Here is a 24,491-nt window from a genome sequence, read left to right on the forward strand (position 1 = left end):
GGGTGGGGTCTATTTCGCATCTCGCTCTCGAATCTCATCCAGATAGTTGTAGATCGTGAAGCGTGACATATGAAGCGCCGCTGCCGCCCGGCCCACTGCGCCCTTGACAATGAAGAGGCCCCGTTTGAGCATTTCTTCGACGGCGTGCACTTTCTCGTCCTTTGACATGAACTGCACGGGCTTGCCAAATTTCTGTACGGCCGACTGAATGATCTCGTCCATCAATGCGTCCATGTCGGGCGGATCGCTTTGCACCTCATTCGCCGCGGCAGAGGGTGGCCGGCCATGAATGGATTGCTCAAGCCAGGCATGGGCAAGCTTCAGCACCGTAAGGTCGGCGTTCATGCACAGCGCAGCAAAGGGGATTCCTTCCGCGTCCCTGTAGACGACGGTCGCAGAACGCAGGGGCGTGCCCTTCGGACTGATGGTTGGATAAGCGTCGACGACCGAATGACCGCTGTGCGCTGCGTGAGTGGCGGAAGTCAATGCAGCAGAGAACGCACGGTCGTCCTTCGGTCCGGTCAGGATGGGGCTGCCGACATCGCGACCCGAAACATGGCCATTTGCAATCGCGATGACCGACGCGTCGGGGTTGGTGAGGTCGTGGAGGACCAGCTCGGTGTTCGGGCCCAGCATTGAACCCATCATGTGCACCACGGGCTTGAGAACTTCCATGATTCGCCGACGCTCTTCCTTGAGGGCTGCGGAAACAGATGCGTCTTCGGCGCTGTTGGATGTTTGTCGCTTGATACGGCGGGGCTTCGCGGTAGCCGTCGGCCGGGGCAGAGTCTTTGTGTTGGTTGGGGAACGGGGCATAGTGAGTGGAATCCCTAGTCGACGTTTCAACAAAATGTAGAACAATAAACGCAATGTTGAATTCTGGCATGCGGCTTGCGCAACGCAAGCTCGGCTTGGACGAGTCGCTCCGCTGTAGGTCGTCTACGCACCAAGATTCAACGATTTGTTGACTTCTCAACATGGAGTTTCAATTATGAGCGATTCGGAAAACACGACAGCGCCTGCTACTTCTCGGCGTCGCTGGCTGAAGACTGTGGGCAGCGCGTCGGTAGCGGGCGTCCTGGGCGGACAACTCGCCGCTTGCGGGGGTGGAGGTGGCGGTTCGGGTGGAATCCTGCCGATCGGCACAGCAACTGCGGCCGAGCCACCCGCGTCCACGCCGACGCTGCCGGCGAAGGCGCTTTTCCCTGGCGTGGCTGACCGCATCTTCCTCAACGGAGCCGCTGATCACCCATGGAACACCTATGCCAAGGATGCCCTGGCGTCCTATGCGCAATCGAAAACAACGCTTGCGGGCGGAAGCGCAACGGCCACGGCAAAGTTCGCGGCCCTGATCAATGCCGATGCGGATGAGGTCACGTACGTTCCGAGTACATCGATGGGTGAGTACCTCGTCACGAAGGCCCTCGGCTTGCCCGAGTCTGGCGGGCGGGTAGTGACCGACGCGCTTCACTTCGTCGGGTCTTTCTACATGTACGAGCAGTATCGGCTCCGGGGGGTGAACGTCATCACCGTTCCAATGGACGCGGACTACCGCATCTCACTTTCCGCTCTGGATGCGGCAATCTCACCCGGAACCAAGCTCGTTGCGATTTCGCATGTGTCGCTGTACAACGGATTTACCCATGACCTCAAGGCCGTATGCGACCTGGCGCATTCGCGTGGGGCGCTCGTGTACGTCGACCTGATTCAGTCCGCCGGCAACATGCCGATTGACGTCAAGGCGGCAGGTGTGGACTTCGCCGCATGCGGAACCTACAAGTGGCTCATGGGCGACTTCGGCTTCGCGTTTCTGTACGTGCGCAAGAGCCTTCTGCCCCAACTCCAGCGCCCATGGTATGGCTATCGCCAGACTCGCAACTTTGCGGCTCCAATTCTTCATGTGTATCCGCTTGATCCGCCGGGCAGCGTCCCATACGAGAGCGTTCAGATCAACTCGGTCGCTGGGTATTTCATGGGATCCTTCCCGGCAAGTGCGGTCGAGGCTGCCTGCGCGGCATCGATCGACTGGATTCAGAGCGTGGGCCCCGGCAAGATCCAAGCCTATCGAAAGCCTATGACCGACGCTTTGCAGAACGGCCTGAGGGCCAGAGGCTTTCAAGTGGTGACGCCGACCGATTCCAACTCCGCCATCGTGACATTCGCCTATCTCAACGCATCCCAGCTGGCGCCTCGCCTTGCACCCGCGAAGATCGAAATTACCTTGCGCGCAAATCACGCACGCATCTCGCCGTCCGTCTTCAACGACATGAGCGACATCGATAAGTTTCTTGCAGCGATCGGTACCCCATGAGTTCCAAGCACTTTCAAGCAAATCCACTGTCTTGCGGCGTTGGCGCTGCCGGCCGCTTGATACTTCCCGTAGCGCTCGCTGGCCTGGCGATCGTTTTAATCAGCGGCTGTGCGGCTCCGAAGCACTTGAACTCCGGAAAGGTTCTTCCCACAACACTTCCATTTTCCGAAGCAGTGCAAGTGGGCTCGACACTCTACCTGTCAGGCCAAATTGGGAACATCCCCGGCAGCCTCAAGCTGCCACCTGGCGGCATTCAGCCGGAGGCCAAACAAGTGATGGAGAACATCAAGACATCACTGGAGGTGCATGGATACACGTTTGCCGACATAGTGAAGTGCACCGCGATGTTGGCCGACATGAATGAATGGAACGCCTTCAATGACGTCTACAAGACATATTTCTCGGCGGGGAAATTTCCCGCACGCAGCGCGTTCGGATCGAGCGGACTGGCCTTTAATGCTCGTGTCGAAGTGGAGTGCATCGCGGCGCGCTGAGTTCCCGAAGCATCATGGCGCCTCGAGCACCTCATTCGCGGCGAGATCGACTAGCCTCCTCCTTCCTGCATCTTCTTGGTCGTTGACATGAGCAAGCGTTGGCCAAGCTGAGCGATCTTGCCGCCGACATTCGCTCCCAGTTGGTAGGTCAACCTTGTCCCTTCCGGTGTGTCCGCCAGGGCCACTACGGCTGAGCTCTTGGCAAAACCCGCAACGCTTCCCTCGCCCTCGCCGACCAGCCGATAGCCGTTCGGCGGATCCCGATCGAAGAGGTGGACTTTGCCCCTGAATCGCGCCTTTAGCTGTCCGAACTCGAAGCGCATGATCGCGGCGAACTCGCCGTTGGACCTCTCCTCGATCTCTTCGCAGCCGGGGATGCACTGCTTCAGGATCGCGGGGTCGTTCAGCGGAATACACAGTCGCCAGGGAGGCAGGGACGACGTACTCACCAGCTATGTCAAGTGCCATGTCATATTGCAATCATGCAAACAGTCACGTAGGACCTCCGTTTCGAATGACCAAAAGGTTAGGGCAGCGTCATCCGCGCGGCAAATAGCATTCGCGGAGGGCACGATGCCGAAAAGCTATGGCGGGCTGTGGACCTGACGATGCAGCTTCTGGGACGCCGAATTGCGCCGGTACTTCGGAGCTGCGCCACCGGCGTGCGCAAGTACTTGTGCACCGTCTTGCGCGACAGGCTTGTGGCCCTCACGATCTCGCGCACCGCCTTGTTCTTGCGGTGGCACCGCTTAAAAAAGCATCGGGGTAGGCTGAACACGCGGGTCAAATTTGAAGCCCAGCGCCGGCCATACAGCGTAGTCGTCGGCGGTGGCCAACAAGCTGGCGCGAACGATATGGTGGTGTTGGCACGCGGACAGGCGTGGAGACCTGCGGCGTGGCAGCAAGTGCACTGGCAGGAACCTAGAAACTACCGCTTCGAAGGAGAGCAAGCGACCACGCGTGTGATGCGCCAGACAGGTCGGACCGGGATGGGGACACTCCGATAGGGATCAAGAGCACCAATCTCGATGATCAGGGAGCCTCGTCAGCGAATACCATCAGGGCCAGCAGGCATCACGCCTGCACAACAGGCCGAATATGAGACTGCAGCTCTGCCTCCTGATCCTTTACACACAAGTTGCTTGTAATCCGGGAGGCGCCATATAAGCATTTCCCTAGCAGTGTTCTAGATTTACCGAGTCCTTCATCTAAAAAGGCGGTCTTCACGGTTGGTCCGCGTCGCGTCGTGTATTGCGCCCGCGCTGAAACGCAGTCTAGCCAATAGAGCCCGGCCGAACTCGTAGAGTGCCCAAGCTCACCAGGACGACGTCTTCAGCGAGCTCGCGCGCACCAACAGGTGGTCGTGCCCGACCTCACCGAACTCGTTGATGACGACCACCGTGTCCGCCACGCCGGCATCGGCCAGCAAATGGCGTAGCAGCGTGGGTGCCGCTGCCGAGGAAGCCGGTCAGCGCATTTATCGGTACACAGCCGTCAGCCCAGGCCGCGGCGTGGTTCATCGTCAGGCCAACTCGAAGATGGCATCGACCTGGACAGCGACGTTGCGCGGTAGCGAATTGCAGCCGACTGCGGCGCGCGCATGCCGACCCGCTTCGCCGAACACCTCGACCATCAGGTCGGAGGCGCCGTTGATCACCTTCGGATGGTCGCCGAACTCGGGGGTGGAATTAACGAAGCCGCCGAGGCGCACGCAGCCCGCGACGCCATCGAGGCTGCCGCCCAGGGCCGTGCGCAGCTGGGCAAGGATGTTGATCGCGCACAGTCGCGCCGCCTTCTGGGCGTTCTCGATCGAGACGTCCTGGCCGACCTTGCCCACGTACTGGTCCTTGCCGCCGGCGGTCGGCACCTGGCCCGCGATGTAGATCAGCGAGCCGCTCTTTCGGGCCGGCACATAGTTGGCGACGGGGGCGACCGCCTTCGGCAATTCGATGCCGAGTTGGGTGAGGCGTACGTCGGGTCCTTGCGTTGTCATTCTCTGGTGTCCTTGGAAGTAAGTGGTCAATTGCCGAAATAGGGGTCGTCGAGTGGGGCGGAGAGCTGATCGTCGGCATTCGGCTCGCTCAGGGCGGGCGCGAGCGCGCTGCCTGTGGTACGAATATCCCGAGCATGCCGGCGCCGAGAACGATCACGCGCATTTCGTGAACCTATGAGGTCGCAGCGCTTGAACGCGGAGAAACGGAAGCTCGAAAAGAAAGCAACCGGACCATGCGTCCAAGTTGCCGCTCCCCCTGTCCTCGGTACCTGAGAGATTCACCCGCTGCGCCCGCAGCAGGTTTGCTCCTTCGGTGCATCACATGGCGTGATGGCTCTCCAGACGGCTTTGACAGTTGATGCAGTACAGGCTCATCGCGTGAGCCGACCTGAGCGTTTATGGGAGTTTGCGCCTTCGGTGGAGCCGCTTCGCGCGGCCCGCTCTCCTGCTATATCGAAGTCTATTCGGATCGTTGCTGGAAGTCGATAGTGCCGCAAGGGGTCGGGAGCCAACCAGCCTCTCGTTGTTCGAGCGCCAAGCCTGGAACGTGAGGCAGGGGAGTTGAAAAAATCAGAACTGGCCGGCCATCGCGCGGCCGTCGTGATGAGCCTGGTGCAGGCGGCAAGCTCTGCGGCCCCGATCCGCACGCGTACCTAAAGACGTCCTGCAGCGCCTGCCCACGCACATGGCCAGCGCATCGACAATCTCCTGCCGCACCGCTGGCAATCGATGAAGTGCCCTCCCGGCGAGACCGCCGTGAGCGGCCAATTGCCGCGTGCCGCCGGTCGCAGTCGTCAAGGATCGGACGGCCATCCGCTTACCTTCTATGCGACAAGTGCCATGAGCATCCGATTGCGCGCGGACATACTGCAACTGCTACGATTGCCGACCTTATGGCAGGAGAGTCCACGATGATGCCGGTTTCTGGTGTGAAGGCCGAATCCGCCAAGCTGGCGCGGCGGCGAGTGAAGGTCGGCTTCATCCTCCTTCCAGGCTTCACGATGTTTTCGTACTCTGCCCTGGTTTATATCTTGAAGCATTGCACCGACCCGGCAGCCGCGGTCGGAGTCGACTTTGAATATGTCGTTCTAGGACAAAAGCCAGCGCAAACGACCTGCGGGGTCCAAGTACCTCCGACAGCGCCCCTGCACGCTGCTCGCGATTGCAACTACGTTTTCGTGATAGGCGGGAAGACAGCTGCTCCTGTCGAGGACCGCAGATCGATTCTGGAAGCACTCACAAGCGCCGATATGAAGGGCGCAACTCTTGCGGGAATAGGTTCCGGACTATTTGTGCTAATCGAAGCCGGATTTTTCGATAGATTGCCCTGCGCAACAGATTGGTATCGCGGCGCCGACCGAGATACCCGTTTCGCGGAGGTGCAGCAAATCTCAGGCCTTAACTTGGTCGTGAGCGGCAGGCGAGTTAGCTGTGCGGGAGGGCTAGCGGCACTGGAACTCGGATCATGGCTTTTAGAACGTCATTATTCCGCTATCGGCGCCGAGATTCCCGCGCCGCAAGAGCTTTCGGCCTCCCCCACCGAAACTGAGCAGAATTCTGGAACAAGAGAAAATCCACTCGATGCGAGAGTACTTCGGGCGCTCAAGATCATCGAAAGAAATCTTGGACAGCAGCCATTGAAGGTTGAATCTCTTGCGTCAACCTTGGGGGTTTCTAAGCGGCAGATAGAACGGCTTTTCCAGCAGGAAATGAAGCAGCCGGTCCAGCAATATTGCCGTCAGTTTCGACTTGCTTATGGATATTGGCTTCTTTTAAATAGCCCCAAGTCAATAACGGAAATCGCGACAATCACCGGTTTCTCCGATAGCTCTCACTTCAATCGATGTTTCCGGGCTCAATTTGCAACGACCCCATCACAAGCACGACAATCAAAGGTAAGCGTGGATGACGTTATATCGCCGCAATGGGCTTCTCTCTACGAAAGCATTGTAAAGAGTGATCAGGATTTAGACTTATCGCGATCGAGGAAGTCAGTTTACACAAATCTGGCTCACTCAGTAGTTGGTTCTTCAAGCAGGATCAATCACGATGGCGGCTTGACCGAGCCAGAAATGCACTTAGCGACAGCCCGAAAACTGTTCAAACAACCGAGCCACCTCTAACAACTCCTCGGCAAGCAGCTTGTTGAGTTTGGCGTTCTCGTCCTCGAGCTGCTTCAGGCGCTTCGCTTCGGAAGCGTCCATGCCGCCGTGACGGTCCTTCCAGCTATACAGCGTCATTTCCGAGTCGCCGTGCTCGCGGCCGAGATCGACGGGCTTCGCACCCGCCGCCTGCTCGAAACTTCAATGATCTGCACATCCGGTAAGCCTGGCTCGCTTCATCAATCCGTCATTCCAAGTTGACGGACTTCCCTGCCACTACGCTGGTACGGTTGGGAGGGGGCAGGTGACCGATCTCTCCCGTACCCTTAAAGGATACTCCTCGAATCCCGATTGCCGGCCTATCAGAGCGATAGGCCGGCTTTCCGGTTCCCTATATCGGAGCGATCAGATCGCCGCCGTGATGATGAACTCCACCTTGAATTTCGGTGTGGTGAGCTTGGCTTCGCTGGTGGCGCGGGCCGGCGGGTTGACTGGATCGATCCAGGCTTCCCAGACGGCGTTCATTTCGCCGAAAGTGGCGATATCCGAGAGATAGATGATCGTCTGCAGGATCTTCGACTTGTCACTGCCGGCGGCAGCGAGCAGGCGGTCAACGTCGGCAAGTGCGCTCTTGCACTGGTCAGTGACGCTCTCGCCTTCGCCGACCCGGCCGGCGAGATAGACGATGTTACCGTGGACGACGGCGTTGCTCATGCGGGCGCCCGGTTCGATGCGCTGAATGCTCATGGAGTTCTCCTGGAAAAATTGAGCTGTGGGAAAAGGCCCCGCGCGAAAAGCGGGGCCGGGAAAATCTTTAGCCGCAAAGATGCTGGCTCTTTGAAGCACACGTGCGACTAGGTAGATTTAGGTAGGTCGCCCTTCGCCGCGCATGATGGACTGGGCGAATGAGACAAGCACAGCCGCGGCCTCCGAAACCTTCTCCGGGAGAAGTGCGTGGCCAGAACCATGGATGATTTCCATCGTCGTGAGATGGCCTACACGATCTCGCAAGTAATCTTCTTCGGGTACGGGTGCAATCTTGTCAAATTCAGGCGCAACATAGAGCACCGGCAAATTTTTGCCCACTTCGGTCCAACTACTGTCGGCCGTTGCATTCGTCGCCGCGAGCTGGAATTTAGAGACCTCTGTATGCCACCCGCTCAACCAAACGGAAGCATCGTGCCCCGGAGCGAAGAAGTCGCGCTCCAAATAAAATAGGCGGTCTGCTTCCGGCTTGGAATTGTCAGATACGACATTCACGGAAATCAAGAGTTCGGGCGATATTGTGCTGCCAATAATCGCTGCGAGAAGTGCGACAGATTTTGTCATCGAAGGCCAATGATGGGCGAGAACCCGCGCGACCCAGTTGCCGAACGCGTGGCCCACCACACACAATGCTTCAGGCTTCTCCGGCGCACAATCGGCTTCGATCGCAGCAACGACATCGGCGGCAAGATCGATCAATGTGATGCCTTCGGTCGGCCCCGAACTCGCGCCTATGCCGCGTGGCTGAGGCCGCAACACGCGGAATCCAGCCGCTGCAATTATGGGTGCAATTTCATCGAAATCAGTAGCGCCTCTCGCCAGCGACGGGAGCAGAACAATGCGTGGGCCCTTACCTTCGACGAGAAGTTCGACCTGACCTTCAGGCGTAGGAATCAGTTTGCGCTCGAGTTTTGACATTTAGTATCCTAATTTGGTGGTAGCTGTTGAGACCGTAAGCCGTAGTCACCTTGTAAGAAGCATCAATATGGACCGTTGCAATTGCCGCGCGGCAACATCTTGCGTCAATGATCAAGATTCATTACATCGCAGGTTATTACCAGCGGTCCATACTTTCCTTCCTATTGTGGCTTCGAGCTATCGAAAAATCTGGTAGAGGCCAAAGAGGGCCGTGACTGTATAGATTGATGCCAGCTAGAGAGCGCCGGGTATTTTTCTCGCCAACCGAGCCTTGGAAACCGAAAGTCAGCGTATTCAGCAACGATAGCCAGCGTAATGGAGGCCAACCCGAAAGGCCGTTGCGCGACTCGCTCGACTGTCGCCTCCAGTCTTGTCCATACCATGCTCGACTTCAAGTTGAACGCATTAATAAGCGCAATCTGCTTCGTATCCTTCATTGATTCGATGCGCCATTGCACCAACAGGTCGAGAAAACCATTGCACAACGCATGCAGCCGAAGCTCTTCAATTCGCGCTTCCGGCGACAACGGAATAAGCTTAGCACCACCTGCCATATGAATGAGGTGCTCGATGATTACGAGACTATCGTAGAGCGCGGTCCCGTCATCTAAAACGAGTGTTGGAAGTTGCCCAAGCGGGTTATATGGCAATAAAGCTAAGTCAGGCTTGTTCGGTGCGACTCGAGTTGAAATCGTTTCTAACCTGTCGCTTAGCCCTAGCTCGTGGGCGCTTGCGGTAACTTTTCTTGCGAATGGAGATGTTGATGACCAATATAGTTTCATGAAGAAGAATTCCTAGGCTATTAATCCGGGACATTGATCGATGCGCCTGTGACCAAGCGCGCTTCCCTTGGCGACAACTCGCCGCCATCACTCCAAACCGCAGGTCATCAGGTCGACCAATAACGGAATTCTCGTCCGAGTGTGACGGGGTCGATAGAATTGCGAAGCCGTGCGAATATGAAAGCTCCGCCGCCCCATCCGATGATGTCGCAATAATCCAAGTTCAAGCGCGCATTTGTTCTATCGCGCCTGGTTGGGAGCGCGATATCGTTCTAAGCAGTCAGTTTGCATGGGAGCATTCTTCATGCGCTTCCTAGCAAAGTGCATCATCTCTAACGGCCATATTTCGAGCGTTCTGACAAAAGATCAACCTGTCGTCTTGCTTCTGTAACCCGATCCCGTTTCACACAACTTCTATGAAAAATCTTTTCAAAATTGCACTATCCCTTGTCGTTGTTGCTGCTTCGCACGGCGTGGTTGCCGAGACTTTCCCTGCCAAGCCGGTGACCATCGTGGTTCCTTACTCCGCGGGCGGCCCTGTGGACAACCTGACTCGGGCCTTGAGCGTCAGGCTGAACAAGGAGTGGGGCCAGCCAGTCCTGGTTCTCAACAAAACAGGCGCTAATGAGATTATTGGTGCCGAGTTCGTCGCCAAGAGCCCGGCCGATGGCTACACCTTGTTTGCGGCGACGGAGGCGGCCCTGACCATGAACCCGCACCTGTACAAGAAATTGCCCTATAACGCTGAAAAGGACTTTGCGCCCATCTCGTGGCTGATCACCGTGCCGATGGTCTTTATCGTGCCGCAAAACTCGAAGGCCAATACGCTCAAAGAGTTTGTGCAATTGGCACGTAACGCCAAAGACAAGCCGATGAGCTACGGCTCTTCCGGCGCCGGCGGCATTGTCCATTTGCCCCTGGCAATGTTTGCTAAACAGGAGAATCTGGAGATGGTGCACGTACCCTACAAAGGCGCAGCGCCGCTGATCCCCGAGGTCATTTCGGGTCAGGTGGACTCGGCGATCCTCGGTGTTTCAGTCATCGAGCAACATGTCAAATCGGGCAAGCTGAAGGCGCTGGCTATTTCCGGCGACAATCGCAGTGTTGCCCTGCCAGAAGTGCCAACGTTCAAGGAAGCGGGCGTGAAAGACATCAACGGTGCTTTCAACATCGGGCTCGTGGCACCCGTGGGAACGCCCTCGGCCGTGGTGGAGAAAATCGCCAGCGACGTTCGCAAGATTCTGATGGCCCCCGATTTCCGCAGCACTCAAATCGACGCCTATTCTTATGTGGCCGTTGGCTCCACGCCCGAGGAGTACAAAAACTACTTGGCGCGAGACTTCAAAGTGCAGGCTGAACGGGTGAAAGTATCCGGCGCCAAACTCGACTGACCGCCCTTTGCTGGAAAGCGTGATGCCCCACCTGAATTTTGTGCAACAAGGGCAAGGCCCGCTGGTGGTGCTGAGCCATGCCCTGGGTTGTGATCTGACCATGTGGGACGACGTAGCCGTCGCGTTGGAAGACCGCTACACCGTGCTGCGATACGACCACCGGGGCCATGGTCGTAGCCCGGCCAGCGCCGGTACCTACACCATGGAAGACTTGGCCGATGACGCGGCCGAGTTGATCCGCAGCCAAGCGGTGGGGCCGGTGCATTTCGTCGGTCTTTCGATGGGCGGCATGACGGCCCAATCGCTGGGCGCTCGCCACCCACGACTGGTACGCAGCTTGGTGATTGCCAACTCGGCCAGCAGCTACGACGATGCCGCACGCGCTATGTGGCAGACCCGTATCACAACGGTGTTGACGCAGGGTGTGCCGTCGATTGCCGCAGGCGCCATGCAGCGCTGGTTTACGCCGGGATTTCATCAACATGATGAGGCTCAGGTGAACGCTTTACGTGCCGTTCTGGAGGCCACTTCACCCGAGCTCTACGCAGCCGCGTGCGGGGCGGTCTCCAATATCGACCTCGACACCAGCAACGCCAGCATCGCGTGCCCCACGCTGGTGATCGCCGGCAGTAGCGACGAGGCGACGCCGCCGGTGATGTCGGAGGGAATTGCCCGGCGCATCCCGGGCGCGCAGCTGCGTTTTCTTGACGCGGCACATTTGAGTGCAGTGGAGCAGCCCGATGCCTTCGCGCGCCTGCTCACCGAGTTCTGGGCAGGACTGCCTGCCTAGGGAGCCGCAACGGTCCGCCTTCAGTCTGCATTCGGTTTAAGGGCTTCACGCGCAGCCGGGTTGCAGATTCTCTAGCCGTTGCGCTGCGAAAAGCACCGCAACGCCAGAAAATTTCCGCTTGAAGCGCCATCTGCAGCGCGGTCCGAACGATGGCGTGCAAGTCCCTGGCGCCTGGCGCGCAGCACGTTTGGGGACGATGATGGCCAGATCACCACGCGGCATACGCCCAGCTACGCCTCCACCGATTCCGTCTCCACGCGCACTGCGGAATCACGCCGGCCTGGCGCAAGCTGTCGCCACTCAGCTTCCAGGCAACCGGAGGCTGATCCATCGACACATCGACGTGTACGAGTTTCCCAGAGGGCGCATCGAGGTGCGCGCGGGCGGCCGAGCCCGCCCTACGTGCTCTATGACAATCTGCCGCAGATCGACACCGCTGCCGTCGTGGAGAACAAGCGCCTGGATCATGCGCTGCGCGCGGCGCAGGCGATCCAGGCGCAGCGAGATGACCGGCGCTGCACGCCATCGCGAACGAGTCTGGGGATCCTGCTGGCGTCGGCGCTGGCGGCTGGATCATCGTCACCGTGATGCGGCCCCTGCGCGTGCTGAGCGACGAGTGGCCAGCGCCGCGCGCGAAGGATTCAGCGGCGCCGTGGCCGTGGTCGCGCCAGCCCAGGGCAGCGCCGACGACGAGTTCAGCCGCCTGCGTGGTGGCTTCCACCCCCTGCTGGCCGCCTCGCACGAGCAGTGGGACGATCTGCGCCGGCTCGACAGCTTTCGCCGCGAAAGCGTCAGCAACCTCTCACGCGACCTGCGCAGCCCGCTGAAGCCACCATGGCCTGCCTGGAGACGCTGCAGACGCGCTGGCAGGGTGACGCCGTCCGCGCGGCCGACAACCAACTGCTGGAGACCGCGCTGCGCAACACCCGCAACGCCGCCGGCATGGTGCGCACGCTGGGCCACCTGGCGCAGCTGGACGAGCCGGACTTACAACTGCGCCCCATGAAGCTGGACCTGGGCGAGGTGCTGGACGACATCACGCTGCGTTTTGCCGAACGCGCGCGCCGCCAGGGCATGGCCCTGACTTCGAGCAGCAGGGCGATGACGCGCCGGTGCCGTAGTCGACGTGGAGCTGTTCGAACGCGCCGTGGCCAACCTGCTGGAAAACGGCCCACGCGGCTCGCCGCGCCCCAGATGGATAGAAACACGCAACGGTCCTAGACTGCGATTGCGTTGGACAGAGGCCGCTCGCTTTTTGGAGACATTCATCCCGTCGGAAAACATGGCCCAGGGGAAGCTGCGGACCCAGCTGTGGTGGCACCTTGCGTGACCCCGTTTAGGAAATTGATCTGATCCGAGTCCCCGTCCGGCGTGCTCAACCGATAGGAGGTGATCATGGCAAGACGATCCATCAAGCCGGCGGGCCTTCCCGTTATTCATGACCGCGCTGCGGGCATCGACATCGGCTCGCGATTCCATGTGGTCGGTGTCGCGCCCGAGTTGTGTGAGGAGGCCGTGCAGACGTTCCAGGCTTTTACCGGTGACATCGAGCGAATGGCAGATTGGCTGATGTCGATTGGCATCGAGACCGTGGCCATGGAATCCACCGGCGTGTATTGGGTGCCCGTGTACGAGATATTGCAGAGTCGGGGCATCGAAGTCATCGTCGCCAATGCCCGTGAGGCTCGTGCGGTACCTGGCCGCAAAAGTGACGTCAACGATGCGCAGTGGCTGCAGCGGCTGCATGCCTGTGGCCTGCTTCGCCCGAGCTTCCGGCCCGAACGCGACATCGCTGCGTTGAGGGCTTACCTGCGGCTGCGCGAGAGTCATCTTGACTACGCCGCCGCTCACATCCAGCACATGCAGAAGGCGCTGACCCTGATGAATCTGCAGCTGCACCATGTGGTCTGCGACGTGACTGGCGTAACAGGAATGAAGATCGTCCGTGCCATCGTCAATGGCCAACGCAATCCAGACGTGCTCGCGACGATGCGAGACGTGCGCTGCAAGGCCAGCATGGCGACTGTGCGCGCCGCGCTGGTTGGGAACTACCAACCCGAGCACGTCTTCGCGTTGACGCAGGCGTTGACCCTGTACGACTTCTACCAACTGCGCCTTAGCGAATGCGATGCGCAGATCGAACGCACGCTGGTCGTGTTGAACGCCGACAAGCAGGACCCCGTCGAGCCGCTGCCCAAACCACGGCACAAGACAGTCCAGCCCAATGCCGTGAGCTTCGATACCCGAGGACCGCTGTATCAGCTCACAGGCGTGGACTTGACTCAGATTCACGGTATCGGGCCCTACTTGGCACTGCGCTTGATCGCTGAGTGCGGGACTGACCTGAGCAGGTGGCCGACGGCCAAGCACTTCACGTCGTGGTTGACCTTGGCGCCAGGCTGCAAAATCAGCGGTGGCAAGGTGCTGTCCGCGCACACGCGCAAGACGACCAACCGGGTGAGTGCGCACCTGCGACTCGCCGCCGTCACCGTCGGTCGAACCAACACCGCGCTGGGCGCGTTCTATCGACGTCTGGCGGCGCGCGTTGGCAAGGCCAAGGCCGTAACCGCGACCGCGCGCAAGATCGCGGTGCTCTTTTACAACGCCATGCGGTTCGGCATCCGTTACCAGGACCCCGGTGCAGACCACTACGAGCGCCGATACCGGGAACGGGTCGTCAAGCAGCTGCATCGCCGCGCCGCAGAATTCGGCTTCACCCTCCAAGAGGCAGCAACGCAGAGTGTTTCTTAGGAACGCGCTGAAGGACACGCCGGGCATCGCTGGCGAGCACCTGCCGCACCGTGCCGCGGCACTCGCCCAGGCCGATGCGGGTGGCGCCGGCCCGCTCGGCAAACGCGCGCAGGATCAGGGTCCATGCTGCGCCGCTGCGCCTTCATCGCGGCTGGATTCCGCGGCACGCTGGGCGAGCCGCCGAAGACGGCGCGCTCAGCGTCGCGGTAGCGCCGGCGCGGCCGCTGCCAGGTCCCAGAACAGGCCCGTCATCAGCTGCAGCGCCTCGCGCGCCACCGGTGCCAGCAGGTGCTCGTCGGGTGCGTGCTGCTGGCAGGCCGCGTAGCTGTGCGGCACCCACACGGTGGGCAGGCCCAGGATGTCGGCAAACACATCGTTGGGCAGGCTGCCGCCCAGGTTGGGCAGCAGCACGGGCTTCTTGCCAGTGCTCTGCTCGATGCTGGCCAGCGTGAAGCGCACCCAGGCGTTGTCCGGGTCCAGCCGGGTGGCGTGCATGACCTCGGGTTCGCTGACCTCGACGCCTTCGAAGCCGTGCGTCGAAAGGTGCTGCTGCACGACGTCACGCAGCCGGCTCACGTCGGTGCCGACGACAAAGCGCATGTGCATGAAGGCCTGTGCTGCGGGCGGGATGGCGTTGACCGGGAAGTCCGGGTTGCCGGTCTTGTAGGCCAGCACTTCCAGCGTGTTCCAGGCGATCACCCGTTCGGCCTGAGTCAGGCCGGGCTCGCCCCAGCCGGGGTCAACTTCCGGGTCGCCGGCGTCATCACCAAAGCGCAGGCCCTGCAGCGCGGTGCGCACGTTGGCCGGGATGGGCGGCGGGCGCAGGCCCTGGACACGGATCACGCCGTGGGCGTCCACCATGCTGGCAATTGCGTTGGCCAGCACCGTGCCGGGGTTGCGCAGCAGGCCGCCCCAGTTGCCGCTGTGGTGGCCGCCGCCGCGCAGGTTCAGCGTCAGGCTGAAGTTCGCCACACCGCGCGAGCCCAGGAAGACGGTGGGCTGGTCGCGGCCCACGCGCGGGCCGTCGCTGGCGATCAGCGCATCGGCGGCCAGCAGTTCCTGGTGCGCAGAGCAGAACGCTGCCAGGCCCGGCGAGCCGGTCTCTTCGCCGGTTTCCAGCAGCCACTTGACGTTGAAGCCCAGCTGGCCGCGCAGCGCCAGCACGGTGGCCAGCGCGGCGATGTTGATGCTGTGCTGGCCCTTGTTGTCGGCCGTGCCCCGTCCATAAAGGCGCTCACCGTCCACCGCCAGCGTCCACGGTCCCTCGCCGCAGGTCCAGCTCTTGTCCTGGCCGCGGATGACGTCGCCGTGGCCGTACATCAGCACCGTGGGCAGATCATCGCCTTCATGGCGGCTGGCCACCAGGAACGGTCCGTAGGCGGGCTCGGGGTTGGGGTGGATGCTGAAGCTGAAGCCCAGCTTGGCCAATGAAGGGCCGATCTCGTCCTGCAGGTAGGCGGCCAGCGCCGGCCCGGAGTCCGGCTCCTGGCTGGCGGTGCGGAAGGCGACACGGCGCGACAGGTCGCGCACGAAGTCGCCGCTGTCGAAGTGGCCGGCAGCCTGGGCCAGTGCGGCGTCGCGCGTCATGCGGCCTCCTGCAGGGCTTCCCGAGGGAGGCCAGCCTCATTGGGGGGTAGACCCATGAGCGTGGAGACGATGCACTTTGCTAGGAAACGCATGAAGATAATCCCAAGTAACTGACTGCTTGGAACGATATCGCGCTCCCAGCCCGGCGGAATAGGACGAATGCGCGCCTGAATTTGGATGATTGCGACGTCATCGGATACGGCGGCGGAGCTTTCATATTCTCACGGCTTCGCAATTCTATCAATTCCAACACACTCGGGCGAAAATGCTGTTGATGGTCGACCCGATAACCTGCGGTTTGGAGTGAAGCGGCGAGTTCGAGCTACGCCTAGTCACATGCGAGCATCGATCAATATTAATAGCCAAGGAATTCTATCTAAACGGACCAAATTAGGATACAAAATGTCAAAACTCGAGCGCAAACTGATCCCCACGCCTGAAGGTCAGGTCGAACTTCTAGTCGAAGGCAAGGGCCCACGCATTGTCCTGCTCCCCTCGCTGGCGAGAGGCGCTACTGATTTCGATGAAATTGCACCATTAATTGCTGCGGCTGGATTCCGCGTGTTGCGACCGCAGCCACGCGGCATAGGCGCGAGTTCGGGGCCGACCGAAGGCATCACATTGATCGATCTTGCCGCCGATGTCGTTGCTGCGATCGAAGCCGATTGTGCGCCGGAGAAGCCTGAAGCATTGTGTGTGGTGGGCCACGCGTTCGGCAACTGGGTCGCGCGGGTTCTCGCCCATCATTGGCCTTCGATGACAAAATCTGTCGCACTTCTCGCGGCGATTATTGGCAGCACAATATCGCCCGAGCTCTTGATTTCCGTGAATGTCGTATCTGACAATTCCAAGCCGGAAGCAGACCGCCTATTTTATTTGGAGCGCGACTTCTTCGCTCCGGGGCACGATGCTTCCGTTTGGTTGAGCGGGTGGCATACAGAGGTCTCTAAATTCCAGCTCGCGGCGACGAATGCAACGGCCGACAGTAGTTGGACCGAAGTAGGCAAAAATTTGCCGGTGCTTTATGTTGCGCCTGAATTTGACAAGATTGCACCCGTACCCGAAGAAGATTACTTGCGAGATCGTGTAGGCCACCTGACGACGATGGAAATCATTCATGGTTCTGGCCACGCACTTCTCCCGGAGAAGGTTTCGGAGGCCGCGGCTGTACTTGTCTCATTCGCCCAGTCCATCATGCGCGGCGAAGGGCGACGTGCGTAAAGGGCCCTCCGCTGGCAACGCCGGTGCGGACTTATCCGGTCAAGATTGAAGACGGCAGGGTGTTTGTAAGGATCGAGTGAGGCGAGGCTGCGACATGACTCGGGTGTCGCAGTGTGGTCACGGTGGCGGACTGTGGATCGGATAGAGCGCCGGACCGCCTGCTCCCTCCAGTCGAGAGCTGGTTGAGTGCTGCCTGTGTGCCGAGCGATACCCCGTTGAAGGAGAAAATTATGGCTTTACTCCGCAGATGCCTCCTTGAGCTCCGAGCCCGGCAAGGCGACTACGACTCGCATCAGCAATTGAGTTGTGTTTCCAGTATCTATTTGCCTACCGACATGATGTCTGTCTACGAGGCCGAAACTGGTTGTGCACCCAGCTTGGGCCCAGATTTGTCTACGCGCCAGCGGGCGGCTGAGTGGAAGCGCGAGCAAGCCCTCTTCGGTCATTGACGCTGTTCAGGTGAGGGATGTGGCGGCTCTGCTGGGCCCACACGCCGACTCCACAGACTCTTTGGGGGAACATTGGGCGCCGGACTCAATTCATCGTGGCAGTCAGCGCAGCGAATCGACGAGGCTGACGAATTGCTGGGGCAGCACGGAGATGCGGCGCACGAGCGTGTTGAGCGCGGGCGCGCCGAGCCGCGTCTTGTAGTCGTTGGCCACGAGCGCCTGGTCAACGTCGGGTGGCAGTTCGCTGACCAGGCCGGCTTCGGAATCCTCGTCCGCTTTGCGCGCCGCGTGGTCGACGATGAACTGGATCACCACGGGCACCGGCAGGCGCAGCGCGCGGCCATAGCGCGCGGCGTACCAAGCGCACCCGTAGCGCATGGCCGAGGCATAGGACGCGCGCGTGTTGGCCGACTCGCCCTCGGGGTAGTAGTATTTTTTCGACAGATTGACACGGTCGACCCAACAAACACCAATTACCTCGCTCGGCGGCGTGATGTACGAAGGCACCGAGCGCGAGATCGTGATCCAGGAATCGGTCTTCTCGCGCCACGGCACCGACCGCGTGCTGAGGTACGCCTACGAACTCGCCCAGGCGCGCAGGAGAAAGCACCTGACGGTGGCCACAAGAGCAACGGCATCGCGATCAGCATGCCCTGGTGGGACGGCCGCGCCGTGGCGTGCCGGATCGGGGAGGGCAAGCCGGAAGAAGTGATGCGGGCTATCTGGCCCTACATGGCCGCGCTGCTGGTGAGCGTGGTCGTGATCGCGACCGTGCCGTGGCTTTCGACCGTCGCCCTCTAGGAAATATCGTAGTGAAACTCTTCATGACCGGCGCCGCCGGCTACACCGGAGGCAGCATCGCCGCATGCCTCGTCGCCCGGGGCCACACCGTGCGCGGCTTGCTGCGGAACGATTCGAAGGCCTCCGCGCTTCTCGCATGCGGCATCGAACCCGTGATCGGCAGCCTGGACGATGCGCAGGTGCTTGCCCGCGAGGCGCGCGAGGCCGACGGCGTGGTCAATACGGCCAACGCGGATCATCTCCCGTCGCTGCAAGCCATGATCGCGGCGCTGGAGGGCTCCGGAAAGCCGTTGATTCACACCAGCGGATCGAGCGTTGTCGGCGACGACGCCCATGGCGACCGGCTCTCGGAGCGCGTCTTCGACGAAGACACGCCCTTCGTCGTCGCGCCCGCCAAGCAGGCGCGGCACGCGCTGAACGGCACGGTCCTCGCTGCCGCAGCGCGCGGCGTGCGCTCGGTCGTCGTCTGTCCCACGCTGACCTATGGCGTGGGCGCGGGTTTGAACACGCGCAGCATCCAGATCCCGTTTCTTGTGGAGCAGGCACGCGCAAATGGTGTGGTACGCGTTGTCGGCAAGGGCATCAACCGCTGGTCGACCGTCTACATCGACGACTTGGCGGATCTGTACCTGCTGGCGCTCGACAAGGCACCAGCGGGTGCCTTCTACTTTGCCGAGAACGGCGAAGCGTCGTTCGTCGAAATCGGCGAAGCCATTGCCCAGCGCCTCGGACTGGGCCGTGTCGAGTCGCTGCCCGCGGACGAGGCCGCGGCGATGTGGGGTCAGGCTCGTGCCTACTACTCCTACGGAAGCAACAGTCGGGTCCGCGCTACGCGTGCGCGGCGCGAACTGGGATGGTCGCCGCGCCACGAATCGGCGGTTGCTTGGATCCAGAAGGAAATGGCCCTTTGAACACGAGGACGAAACAATGATCTTGGAACTTGCAGATATACGCATCCATCCCGGCCGGCAGGACGAATAGGCCGCGCGACGCGGCTTGGACACCGTGCTTTCCAAGGCACCGGAATTTCGCAACTACGAAGTGCGGCGCAGCATCGAGTCGGCTGAACGCTACGTGCTGCTGATCCACTGGGCCAGCCTGGAAGACCACACGGTCGGCTTCCGGAACTCGCCAGCCTATGGGAAATGGCGCGCCATCGTGAGGCCTTTTTTGCGCAGCCGCCGGTGGTGGAGCACGTTGAGTTCTGCCGGCGTCCAACGCGGTGGGCGAATGAAAAATGCACAGGGGGCTTCCGAAGATCCAAGGATCACGCCGGTCTGAACGGCCCCCGAGCCTAGGCTTTCGATCTCAAGAGTCGTTTTGGTTTTGCGCGAGCATCTGACGCAGGAGGGTTTTCGATTGAAGCGAAAGTGCGAACATTGCACGGGCAACGGAGCACAAGATGAAAGACGACAAGAACGAGGTGGCCATGGTCGCCGAAGCAGAAGGTCGGCTGTACACGGCGCCTGCGCTGGAAAAGAGCCTCGACATTGTCTTTGCAGGTCTGGCGGTGAGGAGCGATTGACACATTTCCTGCGGAATCGCGCAAACCCTTACTGCACGCGACTTTGCCCCCAATCGGGTCTGTGTCAAAAAGACGAGTGACACATTTGCCTGCGCAAGAGTGACACAGTTGGTTTTTGCTACGACCGTCTCGATCCACTGGAGCCGCCGCTTCGAGTCGGATCCGGCACACCAGTGGATGCGGAATCTCTTCGTCGGCCTCTTCAAGGACAAAGGACGCTGATGGCACGGTGATGCGTCCTCGTCGAGGAATACTGCAGCTGTTGCAGGAGCGTTCGGCCAGAGGCGCGAGACCTGCGCGATCGGCGTGCCCATACACCACGAAGTCGGGCCGCGTCAGAACGACGTCCGCGCCCAGTGACTCCAGAAGGCGAACGTAGACGTCGTCCGCAGCCAGCGCACGATCACTGGCCTTGGCTGAGACTTGCCGAAGATTCTGCCGCTACCCATTGCTCCACCAGCCCACGAAAATGCCCAAGCGCGCCATCGAACGGCGGCACGGCATGCATCTTCATTCCCGGTGTTGCCTGCAACGCCCGATATTGCGCCGTGATGGTGTCCTGATCCTCATGGAAGGCCCGAACAAGGGTGGCATACATGCGGTCGACTGTCTCTGGCGCGCGTTCAAAGTCTGCGCTCTGGCAGGACTGTTGGAAGAAGTAGTGGGTGCTGGTCTCGGTCTCCGGCGTGAGGGTCTGGCAACTCAGCAGCCGGACGGTGCGGGCTTCGTCGTCGGGTGCCGCGATGGGACGTCCACCCGAGTCCATCAACAGCGTTCCGGGCAACACGAAGTCATAGTCGAACCACCGCTCGTACATTTCGTCTCGCAGGCCATCGCGAAAACTCTTCCAGTAGGGTGAGGGCGGCACATCGCTGACCCGGCGCGTCACCTTCAACCCGACCTGGCGGCCGTCTGGAACGAAGACCCGATCGATCTTCTGCCGCGATCGCGCGATCTCCGGAGAGCCCCCGAGGGTGTTGGCGTGCACGTAGCTCAGATGCGAGAAATCCAGCAGGTTGTCGCATATCAGCAGGTAGGGGACCTCGTAGTGCATGTAGCCCGGCTTGTTGCACCATTGCGGATCGTCGTTGGCGAAGTTGTCCGGCAACAGCGCCTCGTCTGCGCGCTCCGGGTCACCCATCCAAACGAAGATCCAACGGTTCTTCTCGACCACCGGGTAGCTCTTGATTTTCAGGTACGAGGGCACCCGCTCCATCCCGGGGACTTCGACGCACTGGCCGCCGCAATCGAACTTCAGCCCGTGGTAGCCGCAGCGCACCGCGTCGCCCTCGCGGGCACCGCGCGACAATGGCAGCAGGCGATGGCAGCAACGGTCCTGAAGAGCGCTGAGGCTGCCATCCTGCTTGCGCATCAGAAGAATGGGCTCGCTCAGCACCGTGCGCGTGAACAGCGCGTCGGCGCCTACTTCGTGGGACCAAGCGATCACATACCAGAGGTTGCGGATAAACACGCTCGCTTCTCCTTTGGGTCTTATTGCGGCTCGATGCCGATCTCTCGGATGCGGCGCGTGATGATGTCGAACTCGCCGCGATAGCTGGTGCGGAATTGCACCGGCGTGGTGGCCATCACTTCCAGGCCGCGATCGACGACGGCGGCATCCACATCCGGCAAGGCCAGGATGGTCCGGATCTCTTGAATGAGCTTTTGCAGCACCGGCTGCGGCGTCTTGCCTGGGGCGATGAAGCAGATCCATACCGCTGCATCGAAGATCGGATCGTCGATTCCCTGTTCCCGCAAGGTAGGGACGCCGGGAAGTGCCTTCGAACGCTCCCGTCCCAGAATGGCTAGGGGCGTGATCTTTCCCGCGAGTACGTGCTGCTTGGCCAGACCGGCCGAGCTCAGGCCGAGGCTGATCGTCTTGGACAACAGATCCTGCAGCACGGGGCCTTCGCCGCGCTGGGGAATATGAACCATGTTCGCACCCAGGCGCTGACTCAAGGCCTCGCCGGCAATGTGACCGAGGCTGCCTATCCCCCACGAACCGTAGCTCAGCTGCCCCTTGTGCTGCGCAGCGTATTGGCGCAGTTCGGCGATGTTCTTGACCGGCAGATCCGTGTTGGCGCTGATGAGTGCGGGACTGAACACCGCCTGCGTCATCAGAGCCAAGTCGCGCTGGGGGTCGTATGGAAGCGCCTTGAACAACGCCACGTTGTTGATCAGCGAATCGCCGAGGGTCACGCCGAGCGTGTAGCCGTCGGGCGGTGCCTTCGCCACTTCGGACACACCCAGCGCACCCGATGCGCCGGTGCGGTTGTCCACCACGACGGGCTGGCCGAGTGTCTTGGACAGGCGGTCACCCACCATGCGGGCGATGAAGTCCGAGGCCCCACCTGCAGGATAGGCCACGACGATGCGTATAGGGCGTGTAGGAAAGCTCGGCTGGGCGCTTGCGGCCAGTGGCGCCAGGGCGGCGGCGGCGAGCATCTGGTTCATCGTGCGGCGGTCCATGGGGATGTCTCCTCTTGCCGTCGGAGGGCGGCGTCCCGGAACTCTAGGCGTCGTCACTGCGCGCGTCTGTACCCAGCGATTGGGACGGGGAATCCCCTATATCAAGCCCCCACGCCAAAGTCATCCGACTGTGGACGTTCAGCTTGGCATAGGCGCGCTTTCTCAGCGTGAGCACCGTCGAGGTGGCAATGCCCAGATCCTGGGCGATGCCGTCCGTGCTGAGGCCCGCCGCAATGCGCGCCGCGACTTCCAGTTCGCGTTTCGAAAGTCTGTCCGACTGCTGCCCCAGGCGGATGGACGCCATCGCCACGCGATTCGCATCCGAAGTCCGGGACTTCGAATCCAGCCGCGGCTGCAGCACAGCCCTCACGATCGGCGCCACCGTGCGCAGGCGAGCGAGTTCATCGGATTCGAATTCGCCGGCCGCTGTGTGCCTGTACAGGTTGAGCGCGTAGGCTCGATGGTCAGCCCCTGCGAAGACCAGGCTCACCCGTCCGGCCAATCGTTCGCGCACGAAGATCTCGTTGCGCCAGTCCCGGTTGGGAATGTCGCGCTGGCGGTAGTGGAACATGTCCACTCTAGGCGCTTTCTCGCTCATAGAAGCCAGTTCGCCGGCCAACGCGGTGACCTCGTCTTCACGGAAGAAGGCGAACCGGTACAGCGAAAAGCAACGCGCCGTGGTGTCCTGGACTTGTGAACTCCGCGCATGCCCTTCGAGCTGCCTTGGCGCGCCGCCGCCCGCGTACTCCACCAGCGAGATGTACTCCACCGGCACCAGATGCGCGATGAATCGCAATGCAGCAAGCGCGGGCGGCCCGGCGCGAAGTTGGTCGAGGAGGGCAATCATCGCCGCGGACGGCACCGTGCTGTCTTCGTCGATACCGACTCGCGCCCAGTGCTTTGCCATGTGGCGGCTCCGACCTATGTGAATGTCTTGAGTGCCGTCGCCGGGTTGCAGGCGGCCGCCGGTGCCGGTGAATGTCCTGCCTCGAGCAACTTGCGCGCCGCCATGTGGTCCTGGGGCGCGTTCACGCTCTCCACACAGGCCAGTCGCCCCTGCGGTGTGTAGTGCAGGATGGAGAATGCGTCCCCCCGCGCGCCAGGACGCAGGTGCCGCACCGACTGCGCGGGCATGCAGCCCGCCATCTGCAGGCGCATGCTGCCCTGTTCAGACCAGAACCAAGGAAGCGCTGCATACGGCGCTGGCCGATCAAGCACCGTGGCCACCGCGGTGCGTGCCTGGTCGTGCGCATTCTGTACCGACTCCAGTCGGCGATCGCTCCCTTGTCCCGACAGCGGGAAGCGCGCGCAATCTCCTATCGCCAGGATGCGCGCGTCGCTGCTGCGCATGAACGCATCGACCACGACGCCATCTCGGCAGTCCAGGCCTGCCGCCTGCGCCAGCGTGGTTTCGGGCCTGGCGCCAATGCCGATGATCAGCAGGTCCAGCGGCACCCGCTGCGCGCCCAGATGGATCGCCCGCAATCTCGCCTGAGCAACCTCGAAGTCGCTCACCTTCTCGCCCAGGCGGATGTCCACGCCCGCGGCGCGATGGCTGAGCAGCACATGCTCGGCCATCTCCGGCGACAGCGAGCGCGAGAGCAGGCGCGGCGCGGCCTCCAGCACGGTCACCTGGCGGCCCAGGGCCTGCGCGGTGGCGGCGATCTCCAGACCGATGAATCCGCCCCCCAGCACCACCACCTGCCGGGCCTCGCCCAAATGCGTGCGCAGCGCGCGGGCATCAGCGGCGGTGCGCAACAGCACTACGTTGCTGAGCCCGCTGGGCAGGCCCGGCAGCACGCGCGCACGCGTGCCGGTGGCCAGAACGACCACGCCGTAAGGCAGGCTGCGGCCGCCGGCCAGGCGCACAACACGCGCCTCCCGATCGATCGCTTCAGCGGCCGTACCGAGGTGGAGCTCAATGCCCGCTTCGGGGTACCAGGCTTCGCCGCGAATGGACTGGGCTGCCTCGTCTGGTCGCTTGAGGAAGCTCTTGGATAGCGGCGGGCGCTGGTAGGGCAGGTCCGGCTCCTCGCACACCAGATGCACCCGCGCGCCCTGTCCGGCCTCGGCCATGCCGGCGCAGAACTGCGCCGCCGCATGGCCGCCGCCAATGACCACGATGTCGCGTTCCATGTTAGT

At 61.4% G+C, this 24,491-nt stretch carries 24 protein-coding genes, 2 pseudogenes and 2 riboswitches; of the genes and pseudogenes, 13 read left to right on the forward strand and 13 right to left on the reverse strand.

Features of this window, described 5'->3' with window-relative positions:
• Positions 1-9 precede the first annotated feature (9 nt).
• Positions 10-675 carry a helix-turn-helix transcriptional regulator gene (locus tag ACSQ86_RS34310; RefSeq protein ID WP_436310670.1) on the reverse strand — a complete coding sequence of 222 codons (666 nt, stop codon included), beginning with the start codon at positions 673-675 and terminating at the stop codon, positions 10-12.
• A gap of 316 nt (positions 676-991) precedes the next feature.
• On the opposite strand from ACSQ86_RS34310, the gene ACSQ86_RS34315 reads away from it, so the two are divergent.
• Together ACSQ86_RS34315 and ACSQ86_RS34320 are read left to right on the forward strand one after the other, a co-directional pair.
• Complete coding sequence (locus tag ACSQ86_RS34315) at positions 992-2,311, forward strand: aminotransferase class V-fold PLP-dependent enzyme (RefSeq protein ID WP_436310671.1); 1,320 nt, start codon at positions 992-994, stop codon at positions 2,309-2,311.
• Entirely contained in the window at positions 2,308-2,805 is a 498-nt protein-coding gene (locus ACSQ86_RS34320) for a RidA family protein (protein WP_436310672.1), read from the forward strand. Before ACSQ86_RS34315 ends, ACSQ86_RS34320 begins: the two co-directional genes overlap by 4 nt.
• 50 nt (positions 2,806-2,855) lie before the next feature.
• Here ACSQ86_RS34320 and ACSQ86_RS34325 read toward each other — a convergent pair whose 3' ends face one another.
• The gene (locus ACSQ86_RS34325; RefSeq protein ID WP_436310673.1) at positions 2,856-3,254 is read right to left on the reverse strand and encodes an SRPBCC family protein; all 399 of its coding nucleotides are present in this window, start codon (positions 3,252-3,254) and stop codon (positions 2,856-2,858) included.
• Positions 3,255-4,327: 1,073 nt separating this feature from the next.
• The gene (locus ACSQ86_RS34330; protein WP_436306770.1) at positions 4,328-4,798 is read right to left on the reverse strand and encodes a RidA family protein; all 471 of its coding nucleotides are present in this window, start codon (positions 4,796-4,798) and stop codon (positions 4,328-4,330) included.
• Positions 4,799-5,044: 246 nt separating this feature from the next.
• Positions 5,045-5,150, reverse strand: a riboswitch (glycine riboswitch).
• A 15-nt stretch (positions 5,151-5,165) separates the two neighbouring features.
• Positions 5,166-5,256, reverse strand: a riboswitch (glycine riboswitch).
• Between the two features lie 456 nt (positions 5,257-5,712).
• Here ACSQ86_RS34330 and ACSQ86_RS34335 point away from each other — a divergent pair.
• Positions 5,713-6,921: a GlxA family transcriptional regulator gene (locus ACSQ86_RS34335; protein WP_436310895.1), complete on the forward strand. Its 1,209-nt coding sequence runs from the start codon at positions 5,713-5,715 to the stop codon at positions 6,919-6,921.
• On the opposite strand, the pseudogene ACSQ86_RS34340 reads toward ACSQ86_RS34335, so the two are convergent.
• From ACSQ86_RS34340 to ACSQ86_RS34355, 4 genes and pseudogenes are all read right to left on the reverse strand, one after another.
• A pseudogene (locus tag ACSQ86_RS34340) lies at positions 6,898-7,095 on the reverse strand (transposase); the annotation flags it as partial. The gene ACSQ86_RS34335 and the pseudogene ACSQ86_RS34340 overlap by 24 nt on opposite strands.
• A gap of 210 nt (positions 7,096-7,305) precedes the next feature.
• Positions 7,306-7,647: a RidA family protein gene (locus ACSQ86_RS34345; protein ID WP_436310674.1), complete on the reverse strand. Its 342-nt coding sequence runs from the start codon at positions 7,645-7,647 to the stop codon at positions 7,306-7,308.
• A 117-nt stretch (positions 7,648-7,764) separates the two neighbouring features.
• Positions 7,765-8,583: an alpha/beta fold hydrolase gene (locus ACSQ86_RS34350; RefSeq protein ID WP_436310675.1), complete on the reverse strand. Its 819-nt coding sequence runs from the start codon at positions 8,581-8,583 to the stop codon at positions 7,765-7,767.
• A 161-nt stretch (positions 8,584-8,744) separates the two neighbouring features.
• Complete coding sequence (locus ACSQ86_RS34355; protein ID WP_436310676.1) at positions 8,745-9,365, reverse strand: glutathione S-transferase family protein; 621 nt, start codon at positions 9,363-9,365, stop codon at positions 8,745-8,747.
• Positions 9,366-9,781: 416 nt separating this feature from the next.
• Here ACSQ86_RS34355 and ACSQ86_RS34360 point away from each other — a divergent pair, with 416 nt between their 5' ends.
• From ACSQ86_RS34360 to ACSQ86_RS34380, 5 genes are all read left to right on the forward strand, one after another.
• On the forward strand, positions 9,782-10,756 hold the full coding sequence (locus ACSQ86_RS34360; protein WP_436310677.1) for a Bug family tripartite tricarboxylate transporter substrate binding protein: 975 nt from the start codon (positions 9,782-9,784) through the stop codon (positions 10,754-10,756).
• 22 nt (positions 10,757-10,778) lie between these two features.
• Positions 10,779-11,546, forward strand: coding sequence for a 3-oxoadipate enol-lactonase (gene pcaD / locus ACSQ86_RS34365; protein ID WP_436310678.1), 768 nt, complete (start codon positions 10,779-10,781; stop codon positions 11,544-11,546).
• Between the two features lie 402 nt (positions 11,547-11,948).
• A complete protein-coding gene (locus ACSQ86_RS34370; RefSeq protein ID WP_436310679.1) occupies positions 11,949-12,134 on the forward strand; it encodes a hypothetical protein in 186 nt (61 codons plus the stop codon).
• 246 nt (positions 12,135-12,380) lie between these two features.
• Positions 12,381-12,767, forward strand: coding sequence for a hypothetical protein (locus ACSQ86_RS34375; RefSeq protein WP_436310680.1), 387 nt, complete (start codon positions 12,381-12,383; stop codon positions 12,765-12,767).
• A gap of 174 nt (positions 12,768-12,941) precedes the next feature.
• The gene (locus ACSQ86_RS34380) at positions 12,942-14,297 is read left to right on the forward strand and encodes an IS110 family transposase (RefSeq protein WP_436306626.1); all 1,356 of its coding nucleotides are present in this window, start codon (positions 12,942-12,944) and stop codon (positions 14,295-14,297) included.
• Positions 14,298-14,492: 195 nt separating this feature from the next.
• On the opposite strand, the gene ACSQ86_RS34385 is transcribed toward ACSQ86_RS34380, so the two are convergent.
• Positions 14,493-15,884, reverse strand: coding sequence for a M20 family metallopeptidase (locus ACSQ86_RS34385; RefSeq protein WP_436310681.1), 1,392 nt, complete (start codon positions 15,882-15,884; stop codon positions 14,493-14,495).
• Positions 15,885-16,286: 402 nt separating this feature from the next.
• Here ACSQ86_RS34385 and ACSQ86_RS34390 point away from each other — a divergent pair, with 402 nt between their 5' ends.
• Positions 16,287-17,105: an alpha/beta fold hydrolase gene (locus ACSQ86_RS34390; protein WP_436310682.1), complete on the forward strand. Its 819-nt coding sequence runs from the start codon at positions 16,287-16,289 to the stop codon at positions 17,103-17,105.
• Positions 17,106-17,656: 551 nt separating this feature from the next.
• On the opposite strand, the gene ACSQ86_RS34395 is transcribed toward ACSQ86_RS34390, so the two are convergent.
• Positions 17,657-18,109, reverse strand: a complete 453-nt coding sequence (locus ACSQ86_RS34395) for a hypothetical protein (RefSeq protein WP_436307783.1) — start codon at positions 18,107-18,109, stop codon at positions 17,657-17,659.
• Between ACSQ86_RS34395 and ACSQ86_RS34400 the strand changes: the two are divergent.
• From ACSQ86_RS34400 to ACSQ86_RS34415, 4 genes and pseudogenes are all read left to right on the forward strand, one after another.
• A pseudogene (locus tag ACSQ86_RS34400) lies at positions 18,027-18,232 on the forward strand (tartrate dehydrogenase); the annotation flags it as partial. The gene ACSQ86_RS34395 and the pseudogene ACSQ86_RS34400 overlap by 83 nt on opposite strands.
• Positions 18,233-18,366: 134 nt before the next feature.
• Positions 18,367-19,266 carry an NAD-dependent epimerase/dehydratase family protein gene (locus tag ACSQ86_RS34405; protein WP_436310683.1) on the forward strand — a complete coding sequence of 300 codons (900 nt, stop codon included), beginning with the start codon at positions 18,367-18,369 and terminating at the stop codon, positions 19,264-19,266.
• 94 nt (positions 19,267-19,360) lie between these two features.
• Positions 19,361-19,636 carry an antibiotic biosynthesis monooxygenase family protein gene (locus ACSQ86_RS34410; RefSeq protein ID WP_436297839.1) on the forward strand — a complete coding sequence of 92 codons (276 nt, stop codon included), beginning with the start codon at positions 19,361-19,363 and terminating at the stop codon, positions 19,634-19,636.
• Positions 19,637-19,757: 121 nt separating this feature from the next.
• Complete coding sequence (locus ACSQ86_RS34415; RefSeq protein ID WP_436297295.1) at positions 19,758-19,880, forward strand: hypothetical protein; 123 nt, start codon at positions 19,758-19,760, stop codon at positions 19,878-19,880.
• A 403-nt stretch (positions 19,881-20,283) separates the two neighbouring features.
• Here ACSQ86_RS34415 and ACSQ86_RS34420 read toward each other — a convergent pair whose 3' ends face one another.
• The 4 genes from ACSQ86_RS34420 to ACSQ86_RS34435 are packed head-to-tail and all read right to left on the reverse strand — an operon-like array spanning position 20,284 to position 24,485.
• Entirely contained in the window at positions 20,284-21,351 is a 1,068-nt protein-coding gene (locus ACSQ86_RS34420) for a Rieske 2Fe-2S domain-containing protein (RefSeq protein WP_436297296.1), read from the reverse strand.
• A 20-nt stretch (positions 21,352-21,371) separates the two neighbouring features.
• Positions 21,372-22,349, reverse strand: coding sequence for a Bug family tripartite tricarboxylate transporter substrate binding protein (locus tag ACSQ86_RS34425; RefSeq protein WP_436297297.1), 978 nt, complete (start codon positions 22,347-22,349; stop codon positions 21,372-21,374).
• Between the two features lie 43 nt (positions 22,350-22,392).
• Complete coding sequence (locus tag ACSQ86_RS34430; RefSeq protein ID WP_436306755.1) at positions 22,393-23,256, reverse strand: helix-turn-helix transcriptional regulator; 864 nt, start codon at positions 23,254-23,256, stop codon at positions 22,393-22,395.
• A gap of 14 nt (positions 23,257-23,270) precedes the next feature.
• The gene (locus ACSQ86_RS34435; RefSeq protein ID WP_436297299.1) at positions 23,271-24,485 is read right to left on the reverse strand and encodes an NAD(P)/FAD-dependent oxidoreductase; all 1,215 of its coding nucleotides are present in this window, start codon (positions 24,483-24,485) and stop codon (positions 23,271-23,273) included.
• Positions 24,486-24,491: the final 6 nt, after the last annotated feature.

The organism is Variovorax sp. LjRoot130, assembly GCF_964253755.1.
GTDB lineage: Bacteria > Pseudomonadota > Gammaproteobacteria > Burkholderiales > Burkholderiaceae_C > Variovorax.